This window comes from Agriterribacter sp. (genome assembly GCF_035445465.1).
Classification (GTDB): Bacteria; Bacteroidota; Bacteroidia; order Chitinophagales; family Chitinophagaceae; genus Agriterribacter.
In genome coordinates this window covers 1-23,084 of sequence record NZ_DAOMQT010000048.1, presented here as the reverse complement: position 1 = coordinate 23,084, position 23,084 = coordinate 1, and the positions used below count along the sequence as shown (strand labels likewise).

Annotated in this window: 20 protein-coding genes; 12 read left to right on the top strand and 8 right to left on the bottom strand. The window is 45.4% G+C overall.

Annotated elements, in window-relative coordinates; all coding sequences use genetic code 11:
• Positions 1-104: 104 nt before the first annotated feature.
• From PLE34_RS17450 to PLE34_RS17435, 4 genes are all read left to right on the top strand, one after another.
• Positions 105-2,357, top strand: a complete 2,253-nt coding sequence (locus tag PLE34_RS17450; RefSeq protein ID WP_324559054.1) for a patatin-like phospholipase family protein — start codon at positions 105-107, stop codon at positions 2,355-2,357.
• A gap of 92 nt (positions 2,358-2,449) precedes the next feature.
• A complete protein-coding gene (locus PLE34_RS17445) occupies positions 2,450-3,256 on the top strand; it encodes a helix-turn-helix domain-containing protein (protein WP_324559052.1) in 807 nt (268 codons plus the stop codon).
• Between the two features lie 93 nt (positions 3,257-3,349).
• On the top strand, positions 3,350-4,657 hold the full coding sequence (locus PLE34_RS17440; RefSeq protein ID WP_324559051.1) for an OmpA family protein: 1,308 nt from the start codon (positions 3,350-3,352) through the stop codon (positions 4,655-4,657).
• Positions 4,654-7,125, top strand: a complete 2,472-nt coding sequence (locus PLE34_RS17435) for a hypothetical protein (protein ID WP_324559049.1) — start codon at positions 4,654-4,656, stop codon at positions 7,123-7,125. The genes PLE34_RS17440 and PLE34_RS17435 overlap by 4 nt, the downstream gene beginning before the upstream one ends.
• Positions 7,126-7,134: 9 nt before the next feature.
• On the opposite strand, the gene PLE34_RS17430 is transcribed toward PLE34_RS17435, so the two are convergent.
• On the bottom strand, positions 7,135-7,407 hold the full coding sequence (locus tag PLE34_RS17430; RefSeq protein WP_324559047.1) for a hypothetical protein: 273 nt from the start codon (positions 7,405-7,407) through the stop codon (positions 7,135-7,137).
• 128 nt (positions 7,408-7,535) lie between these two features.
• On the opposite strand from PLE34_RS17430, the gene PLE34_RS17425 reads away from it, so the two are divergent.
• Positions 7,536-8,519: a GlxA family transcriptional regulator gene (locus PLE34_RS17425; RefSeq protein ID WP_324559045.1), complete on the top strand. Its 984-nt coding sequence runs from the start codon at positions 7,536-7,538 to the stop codon at positions 8,517-8,519.
• A 194-nt stretch (positions 8,520-8,713) separates the two neighbouring features.
• Here PLE34_RS17425 and PLE34_RS17420 read toward each other — a convergent pair whose 3' ends face one another.
• Together PLE34_RS17420 and PLE34_RS17415 are read right to left on the bottom strand one after the other, a co-directional pair.
• Positions 8,714-9,121, bottom strand: a complete 408-nt coding sequence (locus tag PLE34_RS17420; RefSeq protein WP_324559044.1) for a VOC family protein — start codon at positions 9,119-9,121, stop codon at positions 8,714-8,716.
• Positions 9,122-9,167: 46 nt separating this feature from the next.
• Positions 9,168-9,665 carry a DinB family protein gene (locus tag PLE34_RS17415; protein WP_324559042.1) on the bottom strand — a complete coding sequence of 166 codons (498 nt, stop codon included), beginning with the start codon at positions 9,663-9,665 and terminating at the stop codon, positions 9,168-9,170.
• A 277-nt stretch (positions 9,666-9,942) separates the two neighbouring features.
• Between PLE34_RS17415 and PLE34_RS17410 the strand changes: the two genes are divergently transcribed.
• Complete coding sequence (locus PLE34_RS17410; RefSeq protein ID WP_324559041.1) at positions 9,943-10,413, top strand: methyltransferase family protein; 471 nt, start codon at positions 9,943-9,945, stop codon at positions 10,411-10,413.
• 40 nt (positions 10,414-10,453) lie between these two features.
• On the opposite strand, the gene PLE34_RS17405 is transcribed toward PLE34_RS17410, so the two are convergent.
• Positions 10,454-10,747 (bottom strand): Dabb family protein, encoded by a 294-nt coding sequence (locus PLE34_RS17405; protein ID WP_324559039.1) that lies wholly within the window; start codon positions 10,745-10,747, stop codon positions 10,454-10,456.
• A 43-nt stretch (positions 10,748-10,790) separates the two neighbouring features.
• A complete protein-coding gene (locus tag PLE34_RS17400) occupies positions 10,791-11,168 on the bottom strand; it encodes a transmembrane 220 family protein (protein ID WP_324559038.1) in 378 nt (125 codons plus the stop codon).
• Positions 11,169-11,289: 121 nt separating this feature from the next.
• On the opposite strand from PLE34_RS17400, the gene PLE34_RS17395 reads away from it, so the two are divergent.
• The 6 genes from PLE34_RS17395 (at position 11,290) to PLE34_RS17370 (ending at position 18,103) form a co-directional block, all read left to right on the top strand.
• Positions 11,290-12,183, top strand: coding sequence for an EboA domain-containing protein (locus PLE34_RS17395; protein ID WP_324559036.1), 894 nt, complete (start codon positions 11,290-11,292; stop codon positions 12,181-12,183).
• Entirely contained in the window at positions 12,167-13,153 is a 987-nt protein-coding gene (locus PLE34_RS17390; RefSeq protein ID WP_324559035.1) for a TatD family hydrolase, read from the top strand. The genes PLE34_RS17395 and PLE34_RS17390 overlap by 17 nt, the downstream gene beginning before the upstream one ends.
• A 10-nt stretch (positions 13,154-13,163) precedes the next feature.
• A complete protein-coding gene (eboC, locus tag PLE34_RS17385) occupies positions 13,164-14,066 on the top strand; it encodes a UbiA-like protein EboC (protein WP_324559033.1) in 903 nt (300 codons plus the stop codon).
• Between the two features lie 84 nt (positions 14,067-14,150).
• Complete coding sequence (locus PLE34_RS17380) at positions 14,151-15,293, top strand: 3-dehydroquinate synthase (protein ID WP_324559031.1); 1,143 nt, start codon at positions 14,151-14,153, stop codon at positions 15,291-15,293.
• Between the two features lie 10 nt (positions 15,294-15,303).
• Complete coding sequence (gene eboE / locus PLE34_RS17375; protein WP_324559030.1) at positions 15,304-16,530, top strand: metabolite traffic protein EboE; 1,227 nt, start codon at positions 15,304-15,306, stop codon at positions 16,528-16,530.
• Positions 16,531-16,744: 214 nt separating this feature from the next.
• Positions 16,745-18,103 carry an alkaline phosphatase family protein gene (locus PLE34_RS17370; protein ID WP_324559028.1) on the top strand — a complete coding sequence of 453 codons (1,359 nt, stop codon included), beginning with the start codon at positions 16,745-16,747 and terminating at the stop codon, positions 18,101-18,103.
• 93 nt (positions 18,104-18,196) lie between these two features.
• Here PLE34_RS17370 and PLE34_RS17365 read toward each other — a convergent pair whose 3' ends face one another.
• From PLE34_RS17365 to secDF, 3 genes are all read right to left on the bottom strand, one after another.
• Positions 18,197-18,799 (bottom strand): IMPACT family protein, encoded by a 603-nt coding sequence (locus tag PLE34_RS17365; RefSeq protein WP_324559026.1) that lies wholly within the window; start codon positions 18,797-18,799, stop codon positions 18,197-18,199.
• A gap of 57 nt (positions 18,800-18,856) precedes the next feature.
• Positions 18,857-19,939: a bifunctional diaminohydroxyphosphoribosylaminopyrimidine deaminase/5-amino-6-(5-phosphoribosylamino)uracil reductase RibD gene (gene ribD / locus PLE34_RS17360; RefSeq protein WP_324559024.1), complete on the bottom strand. Its 1,083-nt coding sequence runs from the start codon at positions 19,937-19,939 to the stop codon at positions 18,857-18,859.
• Positions 19,940-20,020: 81 nt separating this feature from the next.
• Positions 20,021-23,084: protein translocase subunit SecDF (gene secDF / locus PLE34_RS17355; RefSeq protein WP_324559022.1), on the bottom strand; the 3,064-nt coding region annotated here is incomplete at its 5' end.

Here is a 23,084-nt window from a genome sequence, read left to right as displayed (position 1 = left end):
TGTTAACCATATACCACGGCAATGAAGGGATTTCTTTTTAATATATTATCCCGGCAACGAAAGTGGAATATTTTTTGTCTGTGTGAAAAGCAGTTTTTAAAACCATGAGACTCCTCTGTATAGCAATCATACTTTTTTTGTTTTTTGATCAGGTGCAGGCCCAGCAACCGCCAAGCCGGCCTACAATAGGATTGACCTTAAGTGGTGGCGGGGCCAAGGGGCTGGCTCATATCGGCATATTGAAAGCGATAGATTCTGCAGGGCTCAATATTGATTATATTACCGGTACAAGCATGGGCAGTGTAATTGGCAGCTTATATGCCATTGGTTATTCGGCCGATACCATAGAAAAAATTGCAAGAACCATTGACTGGGAGCTTTTATTGAGTAACCAGTCTTCCCTTCGCAGTGTATTCATGGACGAAAAGGAAGAGTATGCCAAATACGTGGTAGAGCTGCCCTGGGTAAATCACCGGTTTACCCTGCCTACCGGCATATTGGAAGGACAGGAATTATGGCTGAAGTTCTCGGAGTTGTTTTTCCCGGTAAGTCATATCAAAGACTTTTCCCAGTTTAGCATTCCTTTTAAATGCATTGCCACCGATGTGGGAAGTGGTGAAGCGGTAGTAATGGAAAATGGTGAGATTGTTTCATCGGTGCGCTCCAGCATGGCTATACCCTCTTTTTTTACCGCCGTAAAGGCAGGCGACAAGCACCTGGTAGACGGGGGCATCGTGCGCAACTTCCCTGTTCAGGATGTAAAAAAAATGGGCGCCGATATTGTAATAGGAAGTAATGTTTCCACCGGGCTGCTTGCATCCGATAAGGTGCGCAATGTGATACAGGTGCTTTTGCAGGTAGCTTTTTTCAGGGAAGCGGAAGACCAGCGCAATGAAGTTCCGCTTTGTGATATTTATGTAAACCATCCCCTGGAGAAGTATAATATGGGCAGCTTCGGGCAGTCGGAGGATATCCTGGAAGCAGGAATCAAAAAAGGTAAGGAGCTGTACCCCCGGCTGAAGTGGCTTGCCGATTCTTTAAATGCAATATATGGCACCACCCTGCTTAGGCGAAACAGGTTGCCCGAAATGCAGAAAGTTAAAATAACCTCCTTTGAATTAAGCGGATTGAAGAATACCACAATTGAGTTTTTTATCAATACACTTGATCTGTTTACAGACAGGTGGTATTCGGCGAAAGATATCTCGGAGATGATCCGCCATGCATTTGGCACCAGGTATTATAACCGTATATTGTATTCCCTGCACGAACAACCCGATGGCAGCTATAAAATCGTTTTTGATGTGGTGGAGAACCCCCTCACCTTTGCCAAGCTGGGTTTGCACTATGATAAATTCAGCGGTATCAGCGCTATCGTTAATTTCACCAGTCGCAACTTCATTACCACCAATTCCCGGAGCCTGGTAACAGTAAATATCGGCGATAATTTTCGCGCCAGGGCCGAGCACCTGCAGTATATAGGACGACATAAGAATTTCTCTTTTTCCATGGGGGCCCAATATGACAGGTTTAACGTTAACGCCTATGATATGTATAAAATGGAAAATGCTTACCGCGAAACGGGCTTGTATAAACGGCAATACTCAAAGCTCTACGCTACAACAACTTTTTCCTCCAACAGGAAACTGGCAACCGGACTGGGCTTTAGGATGGAGTTTTTCGATTATAAACCTGTTATTTCCGGCACGCTGGAGCTCGACGGAAGCAATAGCTTTCCTACTGTATTTACCTTTTTGAAATATAATGTATTGAATAAACCGGTTTTTCCTACGCGTGGAATGAAACTCGACCTGGAAATTGGGCGGGTATTAAAGCAGCATGAAAATATTTCTATTCTTAGAAACGGTCAGCCCACTGCTGCCGATGAATATCCGATTGCTACGCACCCTTACCACAGGGCTTTGTTGTATATGGAAAGCTACAGCCCGGTGTCCAGTAAAATGACATTATTAACTTCCATACAATCGGGTATTAACCTGAATTACAGCAATAATGTGATGAACGAATTTTCTATTGGGGGCATGATACCGCTATACCATAACCAGATTGTTTTTGCGGGATTGCCTGAAGCCACAACCTATGCCTCCTCCGCTGCGGCTTTTATGGGGGGATTACGATACGAGTTTTTATCCAATACCTATCTTACCGGGCGCGCCAATGTGCTGTTTACCAATTTGGTGAGCAGGAGCGTGTTTTTTAACAACCCCGACTTTTTTTCGGGATATGCGCTTACTTTCGGTTATAATTTCGCGTTAGGTCCTCTTGAGGTGAGCGCCATGTACAGCGACCAGTTAAGGAAAGTAACTTCGTATGTTAGCCTGGGCATCAGCTTTTGATGAGGGATGAGGTGTAGGGTATAAGGTGTGAGGCATGGTGATCATAAGTATTAATGATTCTATTCCCTAATACCCCGTGAAAGTTATACTGTATGTTGGATATTGAACTTTTTGATAGTGATAAAAACAATGAATGGCTTGTCCGGCAATTTGAAGCATACCGGTTTAGCGGCTCGTCTCTGGCAGATAAATTCATTCCCCGTGCTGATATTTCCATAATTTTTCATTTTAAAGACTGTCCTTTTATTTCCGGAGAAGCTTCCTTGCAATTAGAGCCTTTTTTTGTAGCACCTATTATTCCCAGGGCTATCATGTTGCAATTCGGGGGCAATATGGACACATTGGCGATAACCTGCAAAGCGACTGTTTTCTCACGGTTATTTGAATTGGATATGTCGCCTGTTCCAAAACGAAGCATCAATCTCCCCCAACATATCTTTTTCCCGGTTTGGAAAGCAATGGCACATCTCAATACCACGAATGAGCGAATCGCTTACTTTTCCGGGTTTATAAATTCAGTGCAACAAACGCCTTATTGCCCCGATGCTGTAGATATGCTTTACGGGAAGATACTTGAAAAGAGCATTACGCATCCCCTGAAAGAAATTATGCAGGAATGTTTTGCGAGCAAAAGCACTTTACTACGAAAATTCATAAAACGTACAGGAGTAAGCCCCAAAACACTGGCCCGCGTAGTGCGGTTGAATTACCTGTGGACGAAAATAAGGGACGAAAATGCCATGGACTATCAGGAATTGATTTTTGACGGCAACTATTTTGACCAATCTCATTTTATAAATGACTTCAAAGCCATCGTTGGCGAAACCCCGGGCTACTTTTTTAACCGCAACCTGAACATTGTGAAAATGTTTTCGGGAAAGCCTGCCGGCGAAATATAAAATTGAGACTTTTTTCCAATCAAAGGAGTTTATTCCTGTTTATCTTGGCGGGGAACTATGTAATGAAATACATCATAAACCCCGTGAAATACAATGAAAAAACATTCCTGCTTACTATCCTTAATTACTTTTGTGCTGTTCATCAGCCAGGATGCCGAAGCGCAGCTTTTGAATAAAATCAAAAAAAAAGCAGCAGAAACCGCAGAAAATAAAGTACTGGACAAGACTGCCGAAGCTACAGAAAAGACAATGGATGACACTGCGGAAGCTGTGAAGAGCAGGGAAAAAGACGAAAAGAATGATAAAAAGAAATCGGGCGCCGGCAACGAAAACGATCGAGCGAACGCGGCTGTTGCTGTACATACAAAATCCGATACAGGATCTTTAACATCATACTCCAACTACGATTTTGTGCCGGGCGACAAGCTCATTTATTTTTACGATATGGCAGGCGAAACCGACTCAGAAATACCCGGACGTATGCTGCTCAACTCCGGTAATGCGGAAATACAAACCTATAAAGGCGAAAAAGTATTGGTAGCTCCAGCCGGGGCTACGCCGTATATGATGCCCTATATGAAAGAAGATGCCTACCTGCCCGAACAGTTTACCTTAGAATTTGATGTGCTGTCGAACGGTGGCATAGGCACCAGTACAGATGTGTCGGAGATCCGGATCTATTTCCGCGCAAGCGAAAGGGCCGGCAGTGGGGATGCCACGGCTCCGGTCTTTATCAGACTGGAAGCTATTTCGGGAGAAAATCCTAATTACGGTTTTGAAGCGTATAAGGAAAGCGGCTCTGCGGCGGGAACTCATCACGGGCCTTTCCCATCAACAGCCGTTAATCCTGATCAGAACAACTGGCGGCATATTGCCATTTATTTCAATAAAAACATTGGTAAGCTGTATATAGACCAGCACCGGCTTGCCGTAATCAACCAGGTGCGTCCGGGCAGTGTCAATATGGTGGAGATTGAGGTTAACAATGGTGAAAACCAGGTTTTGTTTAAAAATTTCCGTTTGGCGGCAGGTGGCGCCGATTCCTACAATAAAGTGATGACGGAAGGTAAATTCATCGCTTACGGTATCCGGTTTGATGTGAGTAAAGCAATCCTGAAACCCGAATCCATGGGTACTATCAACGAATTTGTGAAAATGATGAAAGAAAATGCCGGTCTCAAATTTGAAATAGGCGGTCATACCGACAGCGATGGAACAGCGGAACGGAACAATGTGCTCTCACAGGAACGCGCAGACGCCGTAAAAAAGCAAATGGTTGGCATGGGCATAGATGCCGGCCGGTTAAGCACCAAAGGTTATGGCCCGTCCAAACCCATAGTTGACAACAGTTCTGCCGAGAACAAGGGCAAAAACCGTCGCGTAGAATTTGTGAAGCAATGATGACTTCATTTATCAGGCTTTTCAACAGAATACCCGGTAAGCCTGCAGGGAAAAAGGCGGCAGCTTTCTGTTTTATGTTACTGCTCTTTTTTACACTGGCAGGAAAGGTAGCTTTCGCACAGGTATCGCCCGGGATGTTAGACAACCGCGGGGAAATAGTAGAAGGAGAAATAACTGTTGAGGTAACATCCAGGTCGGTACGGGTAGATGACCAGGGGGATGTGGTTGAAAGGCACGAAGACCAGATAACGTATTCAACATCAACCCTGCACCGGCTACTGTCTGCTAACTACCATCATTTGTCCAAAGACCCCGCCAAACTGGCGCAGGCTACGGAATGGCATAAAAATACTATACTTGTCCGGGAGTTCCGCCATGATGCCAACGGCGGCCAACTGCCGCCCCCGCCGGTTCGGGCCAGCATATCCTCTCAAACATGGAGGGTTTGCAACAACGAACTGATCCTGACCAGAAAATCGGGCGCCAAAGGAAACCTGACCAATTTTGATGTTTCTGCCTATATCGTGTTGTCTCTTCCACGTACCCCCGCGGAGATCGCAGCGGAAAATGCCGCGCGAATTGCTGCCAACACCGGCTGGCGGAAGGCAGACAACGAGGAGGCTTTTCTCAATGATACGCCGGCTGCAGGAGGAGGGCTATACCTTTATACGTTCAGCCATATCAATTTCAAGGGCGGCGGCTTCACCCATAAGAATAATATATCCGGTAAAACCAGCAATTACGAGTGTTCGTTTGAGCAATGGACCGATGAGCAGGATCCTCCTCACATCAGCCTTCCCTGGCAGTCGAGCAACATTCCGCAGGAGTTGAAATATAAGAAGACCGAAGTGGATGGCAGGAATGTCTTTCGCTACCAAAACCCCCATACGTCCAAGGCCGGCATGGAAGCCCTCATTAAGGATCCCTCAACGCCACAGACCTTTACCAGCACGGCAATCCGTTATTCCAGGATATACGACAGCAGTGTTGATGATGACAGCAGGGGCTATACGGAAGAGTCTGCCACTACTAAAATTTCCATCAGGCTCCAGGGGAAAAGGTCGTTAACGGAGGCGGTAATGGCTTTGCCGGAATCGTTCAATACCTGGTTGCCTGAAGCCGGAACCGATGAAAAGACGCCGGGTAACGGATTGCTCGTGCCTGTGAGGATCCGAAAAAAAGACAATCCAGATGAAAAAGCTGCCCACACAGCCACTTTCAGATTCGAATTGCTGGATGTGTCTAAAGAAAAAGGGATATGCACCAATTACCCGCTCAACGGAACAGCAGACTTCGACCTGAAGATCAACCCCGAAATGAACCCCTTGCTCACTGTGTCTGCCGATGGACAGTCGGCCGAAAGCAAAGAGGGGCTGGAGGAAAGCATGGTGCATATAAGCGCGCACGACTGGGGCGCCTACGGAAAACTTAAAATTACCGCCAAACTCAGCAACGGCCAGCAGGTGGTTGCTTACCCGGAAGGCGATGAAAGCATACAATATCTTAGCATTCCAATGGACGGAAACGGCAACCTGGTGGCAGACGCCTGGGAGAAGGAAACGGGAATTTTTGAGAAGAACTTAGGCCCGTTATGGGATGAGGATAGCCAGCCGGCTAATCAGCGACGTAACGGCGACGGATACACGTTGTATGAAGAATACAGGGGGTTCAGAACGCTTGCCGGTAATCATATACGTACGTCTCCTGTAAAAAAAGACCTGTTTGTTTATGACCCCGACGGGCTGGTAAAAACCTATTATGCACCTTATAACCCCGCCCGGCTGGAACTGCATTATATTGATCCATCCATGATGAAGTATACGGGAGAGGCAAAAAATGCTGACAACCGGTGGGTGAACTTCAATAGTGAAGCACACCGGTATGCAAGGCAATATGCGCTGAACGTAAGAAAGTGGACCTCGGGCGGAGACGGAACCCTTGGGGTTGCCAACGACGGATATGCCGTACCGGACGGTGAAAGCAAAGAGGGACAGGTAGCAAGATTCGTGAAGCGGAGCGATGAATTGGCGGGCTATGATTATTACAACTCATTGGAGCAGCCCTTAAAGCATATTTACATCGTTAAAATAGCAACTGCCGAAATAGACCGGATTGTGCGTAGCATTGCGGGAAACAAAAGCCAGGACTTGCTGCAACAGGTTTTTACAAAAGTGATCACTTCAACTGTAATACATGAAGTAGGTCATGCTATCGGTATCCGGCATCATGCCAGCGACGATGCGGTGGGGGTTTACCTGGGTGTTATTGATTGCGCCATGCGCTATAACACGGATGATGAAATCCTGCATCCCGGGCAACTAAGGGCAAACTACCTCTTGTGTAAAAAAGGAGAAACCTGGAAACGTCATTCCCAAAGCACCGGTAAAGACGGTGAAACAACATATCATTTTGAGGACGTGCCTTCCGATGATTGTTTCGGGCGTATTGATATTAAATCGGATCCATAACAAACCTGCTTAATAACTACCTGCATGAAGGGAGGGTACAGGATGCTGACCGGTAACGGGGATATGATCGGGCAGCACCCCGGCATCAAAGCCGGCAGCCTTTAAAAGATCAATGATCAATGCAGCTTGTATGGTACCTGAGGTGCATTTTACCCGAAGGATACGATCGCAATCCTGCAGGTCGAAATTAGCCTGGTAATTGGAAAAAGACCGTTCTATCTGTTCAATCAGCATATGGGCATCGCGCCGGTTGTGAACATTGGTTTTAAACACTTCTATCATTTATCTTATAAAATTATTTCTTAAAAGATGAACACTACAAACCTACTCTCCCCGGGGAAACAAATGCGGGGGTAAATACGGCAATTTGAAGGGTTGATTACGACAAAAGAATGTTTTATTTTTAGGGTATGAAACATATATCCATACTGGTTCCGTTAGGCCACAGCAGCCTGCCTAATATTGATGGCACGCACCAGGTACTTTCCGAAGCGAACGGCTTTCTTACTGCTATGGGCCGGGACCCCCTGTTTACCATCAGGCTGGTAGGTCTTTCTAAGGAAACAGTTCAGCGTAACGGCTTATACACCATATGTCCGGATTGTTTGATTGGAGATGTAACCCAAACAGACCTCATTATTATTCCGGCTATGCATGGCGACCTGGAAAAAGCGATGGAGCTCAATAAAGCCTTTATTCCCTGGATCATACAGCAGCACAGGCAGGGCGCTGAGCTTGCCAGCTTTTGTATAGGCGCATTTTTCCTTGCAGCTACCGGTTTGTTAAACGGCAAACAATGCGCCACGCACTGGCAATTGGCCAATCAGTTCCGGAACATGTTTCCCGATGTGCACCTGGTAGATGATAAAATTATGACGGTAGCCGATGGCATTTATACCAGTGGCGGCGCTTATTCTTTTTTAAACCTGCTGGTATATCTCATAGAAAGATATGCAGGGCGCGATGTGGCCATACTCGTTGCCAAAGCATTTATGATTGATATAGATCGTTACAGCCAGTCGCCTTTTATCATTTTTCAGGGACAAAAAGCACACCAGGATGAACCGGTAAGGAAAGCGCAGGAATTTATTGAACAAAATTTTGAAGAAAAAATAACCGTAGACCAGTTAGCCTCCATGTTCGCCCTTGGCCGCAGAAGCCTGGAGCGCAGGTTTAAAAAAGCCACCAGCAATACGGTTACGGAGTATATACAAAGAGTAAAGATAGAAGCGGCTAAAAAAGACCTGGAAACCGGGCGTAAGAATATTAATGAAGTGATGTACGAAGTGGGGTACAACGATGTGAAAGCATTCAGAACTACATTCCGGAAGGTTACCGGCCTATCGCCTGTTGAATATAAAAATAAATACAGTAAAGAGATATTAACGGCATAGGCTCATCAACACATTGATTGTTTATTATGATCAGCCCGGTACTTTAACATGCTGACCGGTATTTAGCCCTTCCATTTTCTTCCGGAAAAAAACAGGAGATCAACATAGTGGCGATAGCGATGATAGGAACAGGGATTTCCCCATTGGGTTACCTGTAAAAGCCCCTAACATTATTGCTCCGATAAAATTAAATGTTAGCCGTGCCCTATAGCATTAGGATCCATATAAATGGTTTCCCAGAGGTGCCCGTCTAAATCCTGGAAGCCGTGCCCGTACATCCATCCCTGGTCCTGCTTTTCGTTGGGTATGGTTGCACCTGCTTTCAGCGCCCTGCTCACCAGTTCATCTACTTCTTCCCTGCTGTTGGCCGATAATGCCAGGATGGTTTCTGTGCTTTTGGTGGCATCGGCAACCTGTTTTTTGGTAAATGTTTTAAAGAATTTCTCTGCCAGCAACATTACAAATATGTCCTCACTCACGATCATGCATGCCCCCCGGTCGTTGGTAAAATGCGTATTAAAGCTGAACCCCAGTTGCGTAAAAAAGCGTTTAGACCGGTTGAGGTCTTTAACAGGTAAATTCACGAATATTTTGGTTGACATAGGGGTTTGCTTTGGTTATCTATACGGTAAATCATATATTCCATACTTAATTATACTTCATTGCCGGGTAACCCAAAAGTCTCCGCCACAGCGCAATCTGCCCTATACAATTGGCTTCGCGATAGGTGCAGAAGGCAATGAGATCATAGTGCGTCATTTTCATACCCGGCATCATCTCAAATAATGTGTCCAGTTTTTCATCATCCACTTTCATCAATATATCCCTTAAAACAGGCGTAATGTTTTCCCAGTCTTTTTTAAATACGGCGAGCGATGGGTAAGTAATATCATCCTGTATGCCCTTATTGTCTTTAAAAAGCTCATGCGCCGATTGTTCAAGACCGGCGCCAAACAGGTTCGCTATTTCATAACGCTGTTCAACCAGGCTCCCGGTAAGCCATGCTATATGATTGGCTTTTGTGTTCAGCCGCTTATGCCTGTCTTCATCGGCAATACCTTCTGTAGCATTCTCAAAAAAAGTTGTTTGCATATCATACAACACAACAATAGAAAACATCCGGCTGCTAACTGTTTTTGTTTCCATTTCGCTTTTTATTTATTTTTAAATAGTTCGGATTTTTTTTATTCCGGACTTGCCTTTTCGCGGCATCTCCTGTGCCTGAAGCTTGTACAAATCTAAAATCATTAGCTGACCTGTGGCAGGTATGTTTACGGCAATTTAAGGGGTGGCATGCGACAAATTATTCAGGAAGCCGGTCAGGCAATGGTTGTAGGATTGAATACGGGTAATGATCTTCCCGCAATATGCGTATGAAATGTTATACTTTATTATAATTAAATTTACGTATAAATACACATGTATGAAACGGAAAGACCATCCCGGGGTATATATACCCCCGCCGTTGATTTATGTAGCATTTTTCTTTTTGTCTGTTGTATTGCAAAAATGGTTGCCGCTTAACAGCGAATTTTTGTATAGGCGTGCAGCAAAAACCGCAGGCTGGATACTGATCGCTGCTGGGGTTTTGCTGGTATTGCCCGCGGTATGGAAGTTTTTTGTGTCGAAGAATACGGTAATAACCGTAAAGCCTGCCCGTTCCCTGCAAACTACCGGTATTTATCGTTTTACCCGTAACCCAATGTACCTGGGTTTGTTGCTGCTGTACTGCGGTACAGGCGTTTTTAAGGGCAACTGGTGGACCTTCATGGTTATACCCCTGCTCATAATGACCATTCAGCTATATGTGATCAGGAAAGAAGAGCGTTACCTGCGCAGCGCTTTCGGTAACGAATACCTGCAGTATAAGCAGAAAGTGAGAAGATGGGTTTAAAGCGCGTGCACAAAGCTCCTGTTCTAACATTATATGCACGCTAAGCATACAACTCGTAGTCTGTTTCTAAAAAATCTTCCACGCCAGGTACCCAGTACTGTTGAATAAATCCGGTATGTACAGGGTGATTATTATACGCTTCATAGGCTTTTTGATCTGAAAATTCCATAGATAAGCCGAAAGCAAACCTGTTCTTTTTGCTGGTTTGCAGCAGCCGTTCAAAATGTTGTACGCCGGGTATATTTTTTAGTGTTAAAGTGGCATCTAAAAATGCTTTTTCCTCCGGGGAATCTTTTGGGTACTTCAATGTAAATGCTACAGTATGCCGGATCATGTGCTTTATATATAATTTCTTATTGAAAAATATTAATTAAACTTTAATGTGCCTGGTAGCTCATCCATAAATTAATCAGCAATGCGCCGGTAATAATAAGTAATCCAAAAAATTCTCTTGTTTTTTCAATATAGGGTTTGGTGGCCTGCATGGTGGCGGCTATATGCTGCGCCTTATATTTGGTTATCCAGTCTAATACGCCATCCTTCACGAAAAAAAGGATAATGGCGTACAGCAAATAAAAGCTCATAACCGGTATATAAATAAGCGGGTAATAATATTTAAAAGCTGCCAAACCGCACAAAACGGCCGCAATCATATAAATACTAATCCAAAGCCATGCATCTTTGTCGTTCATATTTACCCAGGCAAACCATACGAATGCAATAAAAAAAATGATATTTAATACAGATAAAAGCATAACAGAAGCTGAATAGGGTGTAAAGTATCTTATTTGTAAATTTACATGCAATTTAAGTTTATTAATACTTACTTAGCTTTACAAATTAATGAATAGCAAGCAACAGGTTAAAGCGTATACTATGTTGAAGTATCAGGCTGAAGTTTTAAACACATTGTTTTCGGCAGTAGTAAGACAAAATGTAGCGCCCGGGGTTTGGAACTGGCTCAATGAAAAGGTTGCGCCCGCACATAACAGCCAGTCATTTAATATCGCTTTTGTTTCGGTTCCCCGCAAAACGGGTAAGGCGGCTATTCCGCTAACAGATGAGCAGGCTGCGGACATTCGTGAAGCAGGCGCCGGCTTAACCATTGGCGGATGGACTATTGATCGTTTGTGCAGGGTATGGCTGCTGGCAAACGCGGATCATGCAGATGAAGAGAAATATGTTCAAACAGTTGAAAATTTATTTTTAACGGCCGAGGTAAATGAGTTGGTTGCCCTCTATTCGGCGTTGCCCGTTCTGGCATATCCCGAACGGTGGGTTAAACGCTGTGCCGAAGGTATTCGCAGCAATATTGGCGCTGCGCTGGAAGCTATTATGTGCAACAATCCTTACCCGGCTGTATACTTAAATGAACCGGCATGGAATCAATTGATATTAAAAGCGTTTTTTACCGAAAAGCCGGTAGAGCAGATCATTGGAATAGATGCGCGTGCCAATGCTGATCTGGCTAAAACGTTATCCGATTACGCGCATGAAAGATGGGCCGCCCACCGCCCGGTAAATCCGCAGATATGGCGCTGCACCGGTAAATTCATCAACGCCGATATTTTACAGGATATGGAACGGCTGTTTGCCTCGGAGCACGATTTCGACAGGGAAGCTGCTGCCCTGGCCTGCAGTGATAGTCAATATCCCCCCGCACAGCAATTATTAAATAAAAACCAGAATATTAAATCTGCCATTATATCCGGGCAACTGAGCTGGAATGCGCTGGCAGAAAAAATGAAAAATTATGTGTTGCAGTCATAACATTACAGAGAAAGACCTTGAGCCGGGAGCGCAGGACAAATCTTACCTTGAACATATAAAAGGAATGCAATTTTTTGACCCCCATATTCATATGACCTCCCGTACAACGGATGATTATGAAGCAATGGCGGATGCAGGCATCACGGCTATTATTGAGCCCGCCTTCTGGCTGGGGCAGCCCCGTACAGGCATAGATACGTTTCGTGATTATTACAGCAGCCTTATTGGCTGGGAGCGCTTCCGTTCTTCACAGTTTGGCATTAAACACTATTGTACCATCGGTTTAAATTCACGCGAAGCCAATAATGAGGCACTGGCTGAACAGGTGATGGACATATTGCCCTTGTTTATTTATAAGGAAGGCGTAGTGGGTGTGGGAGAAATTGGCTTTGACGATCAAACACCTGCAGAAGAAAAGTATTACCGCCTGCAACTTGACCTGGCAAAAGAAGCCGGGCTTCCGGTGCAGATACACACACCGCACCGCGATAAAAAAAGAGGCACTTCACGCAGTATGGATATTGCCCTGGAACACGGGCTTGATCCGGCCATGGTTATAGTAGACCATAACAATGAAGAAACCATGAAAGAAGTGTTAGACAGGGGCTTCTGGGCGGCCTTCACCATTTACCCGTTTACTAAAATGGGCAATGAACGGATGGTGGATATTGTAAAACAATATGGCACAGCGCGCATCATGATCAATTCCGCAGCCGACTGGGGCATCAGCGATCCGCTGGCAGTGCCTAAAACCGCTGCGCTTATGAAAAATATGGGGATCAGTGATGAAGACATACACATGGTTACCTATCGGAACGCACTCACCGCTTTTGCGCAAAGCGGGCAAATTGATGAAGCGGATTTTACCAGTGTAAAAAATATTGATCAAAGCCTGAAGTTTAGCGGAAATACCATCCTTAGGGGAGGACAGCAACCCCGCGCCGATAAAAATTCCATCATTATACGATAGTACAAACCTTATGGATAAGCTGATCGGGCTTTTACGTTTGATGCGGCCGGCAAATATCGTTACTGCAGTTTCAGATATACTTGCAGGCATCGCTATTGCAGCTTATGCGGGTGATAATGTCATTTCGTATCCCTGGCAATCTATTGCTTTACTGATCATATCCACTATAGGATTGTATGGCGGCGGTGTGGTTTTAAATGATGTGTTTGATGCGGAATTAGATAAAGCGGAACGTCCGGAACGTCCCATTCCCACCGGATTGATTTCAAAAAATGCCGCTGCTTTATGGGGTACTGTGTTGCTGTTGGGGGGCATTGCCGCCGCGGCTGCCGTACATACAACCGGCTTGTTTTCTTCCTCAGCGCTTATAGCTATAGCCATTGCTGTTTGTGCAGTGGTATACGACAAATGGATGAAGCATAACAGCTTCCTGGGACCGCTCAACATGGGCTTTTGCCGCGGGCTGAATTTATTATTAGGGATAAGCATGTTTCCGGCAGTTTTACCACAGTATGGTTATATAGCCATCGTGCCGGTAATATATATAGCCGCCATTACCATGATCAGCAGGGGAGAAGTGCATGGCGGAAAAAAAAATACGCTGTATGGCGCTGTACTACTGTACGCCGTTGTTATCGCCGGTATTTTAACCATCGGCTTTGTCAATAATTATATATGGCATGCTATGGCTTTTGTTGTATTATTCAGCGCTATGATCTTTCCTCCTTTACAAAGAGCGATCCGCAATCCTGCCGGTGCGTTAATGGGTAAAGCCGTAAAGGCGGGTGTAATTGCGTTAATTGTAATGAATGCCGCGTGGGCTGCCGCGTTTGGCATGATTTATTTTGCGCTGGTGATCTTATTACTTTTGCCGGTTTCACTGTTGCTGGCGAAACTATTTGCCGTTACCTGATGGCAATGATTTGTTAATAACGTATTTTTACCCCTTTGAAATGGCCTGATATCCTGTTTCCGTACTATTTTAGCAAACATTGAGATGGATTACATAGAGCAAACATTCAGCGTACGATTTGCGTACAGGGTTTTTTTTACTAATCATTTATTTTCACCAGATAATGCTCTTTTCCGCGATTTTTTAACGGAAACGGTAACGGGTATCCCGAAGAAAATATTGTTTGTGATTGACGCCGGCGTTGTAGCGCATCACCCCAGCCTGCAGGAACAAATCAAAGCCTATTTTGCGCATATACCCGGTTATACACTGGTAGAAAACATTATGGTTATTCCGGGTGGGGAACAGGTAAAAAATACCGAAGCGGCGTTTTATGAAATAATACGGGCAGTGGACAGGCATGGCATAGACAGGCATTCCTATCTTGTAGCCATTGGCGGCGGTGCGGTGCTCGACCTGGCAGGTTATGCGGCAGCCGTGTCGCACCGGGGCATCAGGCATATCCGGGTACCCACTACCGTGCTTTCACAAAACGATTCGGGTGTGGGCGTAAAAAACGGTATCAACTTCCAGGGAAAGAAAAATTTCCTGGGAACCTTTGTTCCCCCGGTTGCTGTTTTCAACGATTATTTTTTTCTAACCACATTAAGTAACGAAGAGTGGCGTTCAGGGATGTCGGAGGCCGTGAAAGTATCGCTCATTAAAGACCAGGCCTTCTTTGAATGGTTAAAAGCAAATGCCGTGCTTTTGGCAGGGCGAAATATGGAAGCCATGCAGTACCTCGTTAAAAGATGTGCCGCATTGCACCTGCAGCATATAGCAGGCGGCGATCCTTTTGAAATGGGTTCTTCACGTCCGCTGGATTTCGGGCACTGGAGTGCCCATAAGGTAGAACAGCTTTCCGGTTTTACCATTCGTCATGGCGAAGCAGTGGCAATGGGCATTGCGCTCGACAGCGCCTATTCTTTTTTGTTGGGCAGGCTGGAAGAAGCAGATGCCAAAACCATTGTTGCGGTATTAAAAGCGCTTGGTTTTTCGGTTACTCACCCCCTGATGGATATACAAAATGAAGAAAGCCCGGTATTAAAAGGGTTGCAGGAATTCAGGGAACATTTGGGCGGACAATTAACGATCATGTTGCTCGAATCCATTGGTAGGGGAGTTGAGGTACATGAACTGGATACTGCGCTGTTGCAGGAAGCCAGCCAATGGCTGAAAGCATGTTAAAAAAATAAGTATGCGAACACAAAACGGATATCTTACCTATTGCAGTAATATACATGCCGGCGAAAGCTGGGAAGATCATTTTAAGCAATTACAGGAACATATTCCTGCTGTTAAAAAGCAGGTATCGCCCGGTAAGGCTTTCGGCATAGGGCTTCGCCTGTCGAACAAAGCAAGCATTGAACTGATAAAAGAAAAGAACTTAGAAATATTCCGGCAGTGGCTGCGCGATAATAACTGCTATGTATTTACCATGAACGGCTTTCCTTACGGGGGCTTCCACCGGGCGGTTGTAAAAGACAAAGTGCATGCGCCTGACTGGACCACTCCGGAGCGGGAGGTATATACGATCAGGCTGGCCCGGATATTAGCGGTGCTGTTACCCGATGGTATGGACGGTGGAATTTCCACTTCTCCTTTAACCTACAGGTTTTGGCATACCAATGAACAGTTGCCCGGTATTTTTGAAAAATCTACCATGCATCTGCTGCAGGTAGTTGACCAGTTAATTCAGATAAAACAAGCTACCGGAAAATTAATACATATTGACATTGAACCCGAACCGGATGGACTATTGGGAGAAGGGAAAGAATTTACAAACTGGTATACACAATACCTGCTGCCAATTGGGATACCTTATATAGCAAACCTTTTTGGATGCGATGACGATGCCGCCGCGCTTCATATCAAACAGCATATTCAGCTTTGCTATGATGTATGCCATTTTGCTATTTGCTATGAAGACCATGCCGCTATGATCGGGCAATTAGAGGAACTTGGAATTAAAACCGGGAAAATACAGATCAGTGCCGCGCTGAAAGCGGCAATGCCTGCTAACAGGGAAGAAAGGAGCCGGGTAGTAGATGCTTTTGCACGCTTTAATGAGCCTGTTTACCTGCACCAGGTAGTAGCCTTGCAGCAAAACGGGCAGTTAAAAAGATATGCCGACATGCCCGATGCGTTGCAGGATGCCAATAATGCTTCCGTAACCGAATGGCGTGCGCATTTTCATGTGCCGCTTTTTGTGGAAGGATATGGATTGTTGCAGTCTACCAGACAGGATATCGAAAAAGTGCTGTCTGTTCATCGTCAGCAACCTTTTACTTCACATCTTGAAATAGAAACCTATACCTGGGAGGTATTGCCCGAAGAACAGAAACTTCCGCTTACCGAATCCATTATAAGGGAAGTACAATGGGTGAAGGGATTGCTGGGGGGAATAGTGAATGGTGAGAAGTGAATAGTGGATGGTTTGTCGTTTCACGTCTATCGTTTATCGGGGCGAGAAGAGAAACGTGAGAGGTGAGTGGTGAATGATTTGTCGTTTCACGTTTATCGTGGTGAAGTGTGAGAGAGGAAATACCAGGCCCATCATTAGTAGTATTTAACTGATAGCTCACTGCTGATAGCCCATAGCTTACACCTGATACCTCATACCAGAAACCTCTTTCATCATGCATAAAACCATTGTAATAGATATTGTTGGATTATCGGCTAACCTGATAGGTGTGCACACACCATTCTTAAAAAAATATACGGGCAGCCGGCAGTTGCGAACTATTGCGCCCATGCTGCCGGCAGTAACTACAGCGGTACAATCTACTTATATCACGGGCAGGTGGCCAGTTGAACATGGCATTGTGGGCAATGGCTGGTACGACCGTACGGATTGTGAAATAAAATTCTGGAAGCAGTCTAACAAATTAGTACAGGCAGAAAAGATATGGGAAAGGGCAAAACAAATTGATCCGTCGTTTACCACATCTAAAATGTTCTGGTGGTATAATATGTATTCCGGCGCGGATTATGCAGTAACGCCGCGCCCTAATTATTTGGCAGACGGAAGGAAAATGCCGGATTGTTATTCGCATCCCGCAACACTGAGAGATGAGCTGCAAAAAGAGCTGGGCCAGTTTCCCCTGTTCAGTTTCTGGGGACCCGGCGCTAATATTAAATCTACGCAATGGATTGCCGATGCCACCATTTTTACGGATAAGAAATACGATCCTACCCTTACGCTCGTTTACCTGCCGCATTTAGATTATTGCTTACAAAAATATGGACCTGATTTTTCTAAAATAAGCACGCATTTAAATGAAACAGATAAGGTGGTTGAACAATTAGTAGAATATTATACGGCTAAAAACGCGAATATTATTTTATTATCCGAATATGGCATAACACCGGTCAATCATCCCATTCATATTAACCGGGTACTGCGTGAAAAGGGATTGCTGGGCATAAGAGTGGAGCGTGGACTGGAGCTGTTAGATGCCGGCGCTTCTAAGGCCTTTGCCGTAGCCGATCATCAGGTAGCGCATATTTATATTAACGATCCGTTGGTAACTGAACAGGTAAAAAAGATGGTATCAGGTTTGCCGGGAGTGGCGCTGGTGTTGGATCGCGAAGCGCAAAAAGCCTATCATACAGATCATGAAAGGGCGGGCGATATCGTGCTGGTAGCGGATGACAAAAGTTGGTTCACTTATTATTTCTGGCTTGATGATGCTGTGGCGCCCGATTATGCAAGAGTGGTAGACATACATAAAAAACCGGGCTACGATCCCGTGGAATTATTTATGACATCCAAAGCCCGGGCAGGATATAAGCTGTTGCGTAAAAAAGCCGGATTCCGGTATGTGATGGATGTTATCCCCCTAGATGCTACTTTGGTTAAAGGATCGCATGGCAGTGTGCTTACAGATCAGTCTTTTCATCCCGTGCTGATCACTGATCAACCGATGGAGAAAAAAGAACTGGTTGCAACCGATGTATACGATGTTATCTGGAAGCAGCTTACGGAGGAGAGGTAGGTGTGGGGTGTAAGGTATAAGGTATAAGGTGGAAGGTGGAAGGTAGCTACTCACCTCATAGCTGACGGCTGATAGCTGAGACCTGAAACCTCTTTACCCCTGCTCCGCACCTATCTCCAGCCCCCTTATTTCTTTTAATTTAAACAACACCTCTTCTAACCGGTTCTGGGGTATACCGATCGTCATGGTACAAAATAGTTGTAGCTGCTGCTCCGCTACGCTGCAGTTATACTGTTTTATAATGGTCATTATCGTATTCATAATCGTATAGTCGAATTGCAGCCGGTATTGGCGCTCAACAGGTTTTTGTATAACCGGAACAGTTTGCAGCACAAGTGCGGCAGCCGAACGGTAGGCATTAATTAAGCCGGGAACGCCCAGCAAAGTGCCTCCGAAATACCTTACCACCACAATCAGTATATTGGTGAGTTGTCTGCTTTCTATAAGTCCGAATATGGGCTTGCCCGCCGTACCCGAAGGCTCGCCGGCATCGCTAACGCGATAATGGTTACCATCGAGCCCTATGCGGTAGGCAAAACAATAATGCGTGGCTTTGGGAAATGCCTTTTTTACCAGTTCCATTTCCTTTTTAAAATCATCTGCCGAAGCAAGCGGGATCAAACAGGCAATGAACCGGCTTCCCCTGTCTTTAAACTCTGCCGTTCCCCGTTGCTCTACTGTATAATAATAATCCATAAACCTGTTCTTCCTTCCCGGAATTCCGGTGAAATAATTGCACCCCTACGTTGTTATTCATTGCTTTGATGCGGAATGAATATAGTATGTTATACTGTCAGAAAAAAAATGCTCCTCTCCTGTTTGCATTTCATTGATGAGCTTTGGCGCTTTTATGCCTCCGGGTATCACTAATGATTCATTTGTAATAATCCGGGCCTCATCCCAGCTGTTTTCGTTGATGAACAACTGCAATATTTGCGCTCCGCCTTCTACAAGCACACTCTGTATACGCAAATGGTATAAAGCGCTTATAACCTGCTGCACTATACTTACCTCCCCGCTAACCTGGTAAAACCAGTTTCCACCTCTTAACATACGATCGCTGTCCGGTACCGTATGCCGGTGTTCATTAAAAATAACAGTGGGCGCCTTTGCATCATACAACTGTAAGGTGCCGGGCAGTTTCAATGTGCGGTCAATCACCAGCCTTACCGGGTGCTCTCCCGGCCATAAGCGCGTAGTTAAGGACGGGTTATCGAGCATTGCGGTACGGGTTCCCACCAAAATAGCCGGCTCCTCACTGCGCCAGCGATGTACCAGCCTGTTGGTATACGCGTTGCTGATTTGCACAGCCGAACCATCCCGCGCAGCTATGGCTCCATTGCGGCTTTGTGCCCATTTAAGCACTATAAACGGCCGGTGCTGCGTATGAAAAGTAAAAAAGCGTTTATTCAGCTCCCGGCATTCTTTTTCAAGCACGCCTGTTATTACCGTTATACCTGCTGCCAGCAGCTTTTCAATGCCTTTACCATTTACTTCGGGAAAGGGGTCCCTGCAGCCCACTACTACTTTGGGTATACGGTGCTGTATGATCAGTTCGGCGCAGGGCGGCGTTTTGCCATAATGCGCGCAAGGTTCCAGCGATACATACAGCACGCTTTCACTGATCAGATGCCTGTCTGCGTTTTTTACCGATGCTATACAATTCACTTCAGCGTGTGGCATTCCATACTCCCGGTGATAGCCCTCTCCTATGATCCGGTTATGATGTACCAGCACAGCGCCCACCATCGGGTTGGGCGCAACATACCCTGCGCCGGCCCTGGCCAGTTGCAGGCAACGGTGCATATATCGTTCTTCTATAGTCAATGTGTGCACAATAACATTATTCAAAACTAAGTTACGCTAATAAAAAACCCCGGACGTTACCCGGGGTTGGCGTATAGCAATGATTTTATATTAATGGGCGGCGGCAGCAGCGGCCTGCTTTGCTTTAGCCCGTTGTTTTGTTTCCTCAGGCGTTAGCTTACCCAAAGGTTTATCTTTTGCAAAGTCAACCAGTATAGGTGCGGCAACAAATATCGAAGAATAGATACCTGTTATTACACCGATCAGCATAGCAAAAGAAAATCCTCTTGTTACTTCGCCGCCAAAGATAAACAACACCAGCAATACAATAAACACAGTTACGGATGTCATAACGGTACGGCTCAGGGTATCGTTAATGGCAGCGTCAATGATACGGGTTTTGCTTTCTCCTTTCATTGTTCTGCTGTATTCGCGTATACGGTCAAATACCACCACGGTATCATTCATGGAAAACCCTACCACTGTTAATATTGCCGCAATAAAATGCTGGTCAATTTCCAGCGGAAAGGGCATGATATGCCTGAAGAAAGAAAATACCGCCAGTGTAACCAACACATCATGCACCAGCGAAAAGATGGTACCAAGTGAAAACCTCCAGTCGCGGAAGCGGAGGAAAATATAAAAGAAAATAAGAATAATAGATACTACGGTAGCGGTTACCGCGCCCCGCTTCAGGTCTTCCGAAATGGAAGGCTGAACGCTTTGTGAGCTTTGAAGGTATACTTTTTTGAAATCCGCGGCGGTAGTGCCTTCTGCCAGGAAGGGTTGAAGCCCTCCGAACAAAGTAGCTTCCACTAAAGAATCTGTGGTACGTGAAGGATTTTCTTTCTGGAAAGAAGTGGTGATATTCAATGTGCGCGCATCACCTACCGTTTTAATTACGGGGTACTCGCCAAATACTTTTTGCAAAGCATTTTTTACATCGTCGTTATCCTGGGCATGATCAAAGTGGATGGTATAGCTTCTTCCGCCCTTGTATTCTACCCCTTCATCAAAACCATAAAAGAAAGAGCCTATTCCAAATATAAATACCACCACGGAAATGGCATAAGCGTACTTACGCGCTTCCACAAATTTGAAATGCGCCTTTTTAAATATAACACGGGATAACTTGGTAAAGTACTCAAAGTGACGGCCTTTTTTGTTGGTCCACCATTCGGAAACCAGCCGTGCAATAAGGATACCACAGAACAGGTTTAACACCACGGCAATAATTTGTGTAGTGGCAAACCCTTTAATAGGACCGGTACCAAAAATATAGAGGATGATAGCCGTTAGTAATGTGGTAACATGCGCATCTAAAACGGGAGGCAGCGAACGGTTATATCCATGATCTACAGCCATGGCATAACTTCGCCCCCATGTTATTTCTTCCTTGATACGTTCAAATATAATTACGTTGGTATCTACCGCCATACCAATAGCCAGTACTAATGCCGCAATACTTGCGGAGGTTAGTGTGGCGCCCAACCCGCTTAAAACACCAATGGTAAAGAACAGGTTCAGGATCAATGTGATGTTAGCGATCCAGCCGCTGGTATTAAAATACAATAACATCAGGGCGAATATCACTACAAAAGAAATAATAAATGACATAGCTCCTCCCCTAACGGCTTCCTTACCGAGCGTGGGGCCTACCATTTGTTCCTGCACAATTCTTGCAGGGGCAGCTAATTGACCCGACTGGAGGATATTTGCCAGGTCGGAAGCTTCCTCTACCGTAAAACTGCCTGAAATTTGGGAGTTACCATCTAATATGGGATTGATAACATTGGGTGCAGAGTATATAATATTATCTAATGCGATAGCTACAGGTTTGTTTACATTTTCCGTAGTAAGATCCGCCCATTTCTTGGTGCCCTGCTTGGTCATCCGGAGTGAAACTGCCGGTCGGCCGCGTTCGTCATAAGAAATAGTGGATTCTTCCACGTCATCACCTTCTAACGGCGCTTTATCGCCATCGCGTGTCTTAATAACATACAGGGGAAGCACTGTTGCGGTTGTTGCCGCTCCCCGGGGCGCTATGCCGTATAAGAAACGGGCATTGGCGGGGAAGATGTCCTGTGTGATCCTCAGGTTCTCATTTAATAAAGCAGTGTCTTTTATCTGCACGTATGCTATGGCGGCCTCGCCCTGAGAAGCCTGCATCAGCAAGCCCAGTATAGTATGCGTAGTAGCGGCGGGTACCGTACTGATTTCATTTGCCTGCTGGTTGGTATCTGTGGAAAGATCAGACAGAGACAGCGTTTTGGTAGTATCAACCGGAGCGGCAGCACTTCCTGTATCCGGCTGTTTTTTTACCGTATCGGAAGTTGCCGTTTGGCTTTGACCAATCTTTTTCAGCATGTCTTCGGCCTGGGTAAACGACTGCGATAGCTCATCACCTCTGTATACTTCCCAGAACTGCATGTTGGCAGTAGCCTGTAATATTTTACGTACTCTTTCCGGATCGTCTTTTACGCCTGCCAGCTCTACACTTATAGTGCCCTTACGCGGATCAGGATTAATATTGGGCTGGGCCACCCCAAACTGGTCAATACGCTTGCTTAATACCCTGAAAGTATTTTGAAAAGCCTCGCCTGCCATTGTTCTCAGTTTAGCAATCACCTGCCCGTCGGAGTCTTCCAGCTTAATGTTGCGCTGACCCGCGTTAGCAAACAGGCCGGATAATTTCCCGGAAGGATTCACCTCTTTATATGCCTCTGCAAACAGGCCAATATAATCGGCATCCGTAGTTCCCTTGCGCTCACTTGCCAGGTCTAACGCCTTGTTCAGCCCGGGATCTTTGGGACTGTTGGAAATAGACCGCAGCAAATTTTCCAGTTCAACCTCCAGCGTTACGCTCATACCACCCTGTAAATCCAATCCCAGGCTTAATTCCTGTTCTTTGGCTTTCTGGTAACTGGTAGCTCCATTAATGCCATAAGTAATAATTTTCCCTTTAGTGCTGTCTAATAAGCGGGTTAACCTGCGCTCGTAAGCAGAATCTTTGGCTTCCTGTGAAGCCCCGCTGTAATGAGAATTTACCCAGTTAAGGGCTTGTTTTTCCATCTTCCCCTCGTGGTTATGCACCACCCATGTAAAATGCAGTTGGTAAAGGGATATAGCAATCAATGCAATCGCAAAAACAGAGACCAAACCTTTCAGTTGCATA

What these genes read in the sequence shown, in the direction of transcription:
- PLE34_RS17450 (WP_324559054.1), top strand. Translation starts at nt 105, where the DNA reads ATGAGACTCCTCTGTATAGCAATCATACTTTTTTTGTTTTTTGATCAG.
- PLE34_RS17445 (WP_324559052.1), top strand. Translation starts at nt 2,450, where the DNA reads ATGTTGGATATTGAACTTTTTGATAGTGATAAAAACAATGAATGGCTT.
- PLE34_RS17440 (WP_324559051.1), top strand. Translation starts at nt 3,350, where the DNA reads ATGAAAAAACATTCCTGCTTACTATCCTTAATTACTTTTGTGCTGTTC.
- PLE34_RS17435 (WP_324559049.1), top strand. Translation starts at nt 4,654, where the DNA reads ATGATGACTTCATTTATCAGGCTTTTCAACAGAATACCCGGTAAGCCT.
- PLE34_RS17430 (WP_324559047.1), bottom strand. Translation starts at nt 7,407, where the DNA reads ATGATAGAAGTGTTTAAAACCAATGTTCACAACCGGCGCGATGCCCAT.
- PLE34_RS17425 (WP_324559045.1), top strand. Translation starts at nt 7,536, where the DNA reads ATGAAACATATATCCATACTGGTTCCGTTAGGCCACAGCAGCCTGCCT.
- PLE34_RS17420 (WP_324559044.1), bottom strand. Translation starts at nt 9,121, where the DNA reads ATGTCAACCAAAATATTCGTGAATTTACCTGTTAAAGACCTCAACCGG.
- PLE34_RS17415 (WP_324559042.1), bottom strand. Translation starts at nt 9,665, where the DNA reads ATGGAAACAAAAACAGTTAGCAGCCGGATGTTTTCTATTGTTGTGTTG.
- PLE34_RS17410 (WP_324559041.1), top strand. Translation starts at nt 9,943, where the DNA reads ATGAAACGGAAAGACCATCCCGGGGTATATATACCCCCGCCGTTGATT.
- PLE34_RS17405 (WP_324559039.1), bottom strand. Translation starts at nt 10,747, where the DNA reads ATGATCCGGCATACTGTAGCATTTACATTGAAGTACCCAAAAGATTCC.
- PLE34_RS17400 (WP_324559038.1), bottom strand. Translation starts at nt 11,168, where the DNA reads ATGCTTTTATCTGTATTAAATATCATTTTTTTTATTGCATTCGTATGG.
- PLE34_RS17395 (WP_324559036.1), top strand. Translation starts at nt 11,290, where the DNA reads ATGTTGAAGTATCAGGCTGAAGTTTTAAACACATTGTTTTCGGCAGTA.
- PLE34_RS17390 (WP_324559035.1), top strand. Translation starts at nt 12,167, where the DNA reads ATGTGTTGCAGTCATAACATTACAGAGAAAGACCTTGAGCCGGGAGCG.
- eboC (WP_324559033.1), top strand. Translation starts at nt 13,164, where the DNA reads ATGGATAAGCTGATCGGGCTTTTACGTTTGATGCGGCCGGCAAATATC.
- PLE34_RS17380 (WP_324559031.1), top strand. Translation starts at nt 14,151, where the DNA reads ATGGATTACATAGAGCAAACATTCAGCGTACGATTTGCGTACAGGGTT.
- eboE (WP_324559030.1), top strand. Translation starts at nt 15,304, where the DNA reads ATGCGAACACAAAACGGATATCTTACCTATTGCAGTAATATACATGCC.
- PLE34_RS17370 (WP_324559028.1), top strand. Translation starts at nt 16,745, where the DNA reads ATGCATAAAACCATTGTAATAGATATTGTTGGATTATCGGCTAACCTG.
- PLE34_RS17365 (WP_324559026.1), bottom strand. Translation starts at nt 18,799, where the DNA reads ATGGATTATTATTATACAGTAGAGCAACGGGGAACGGCAGAGTTTAAA.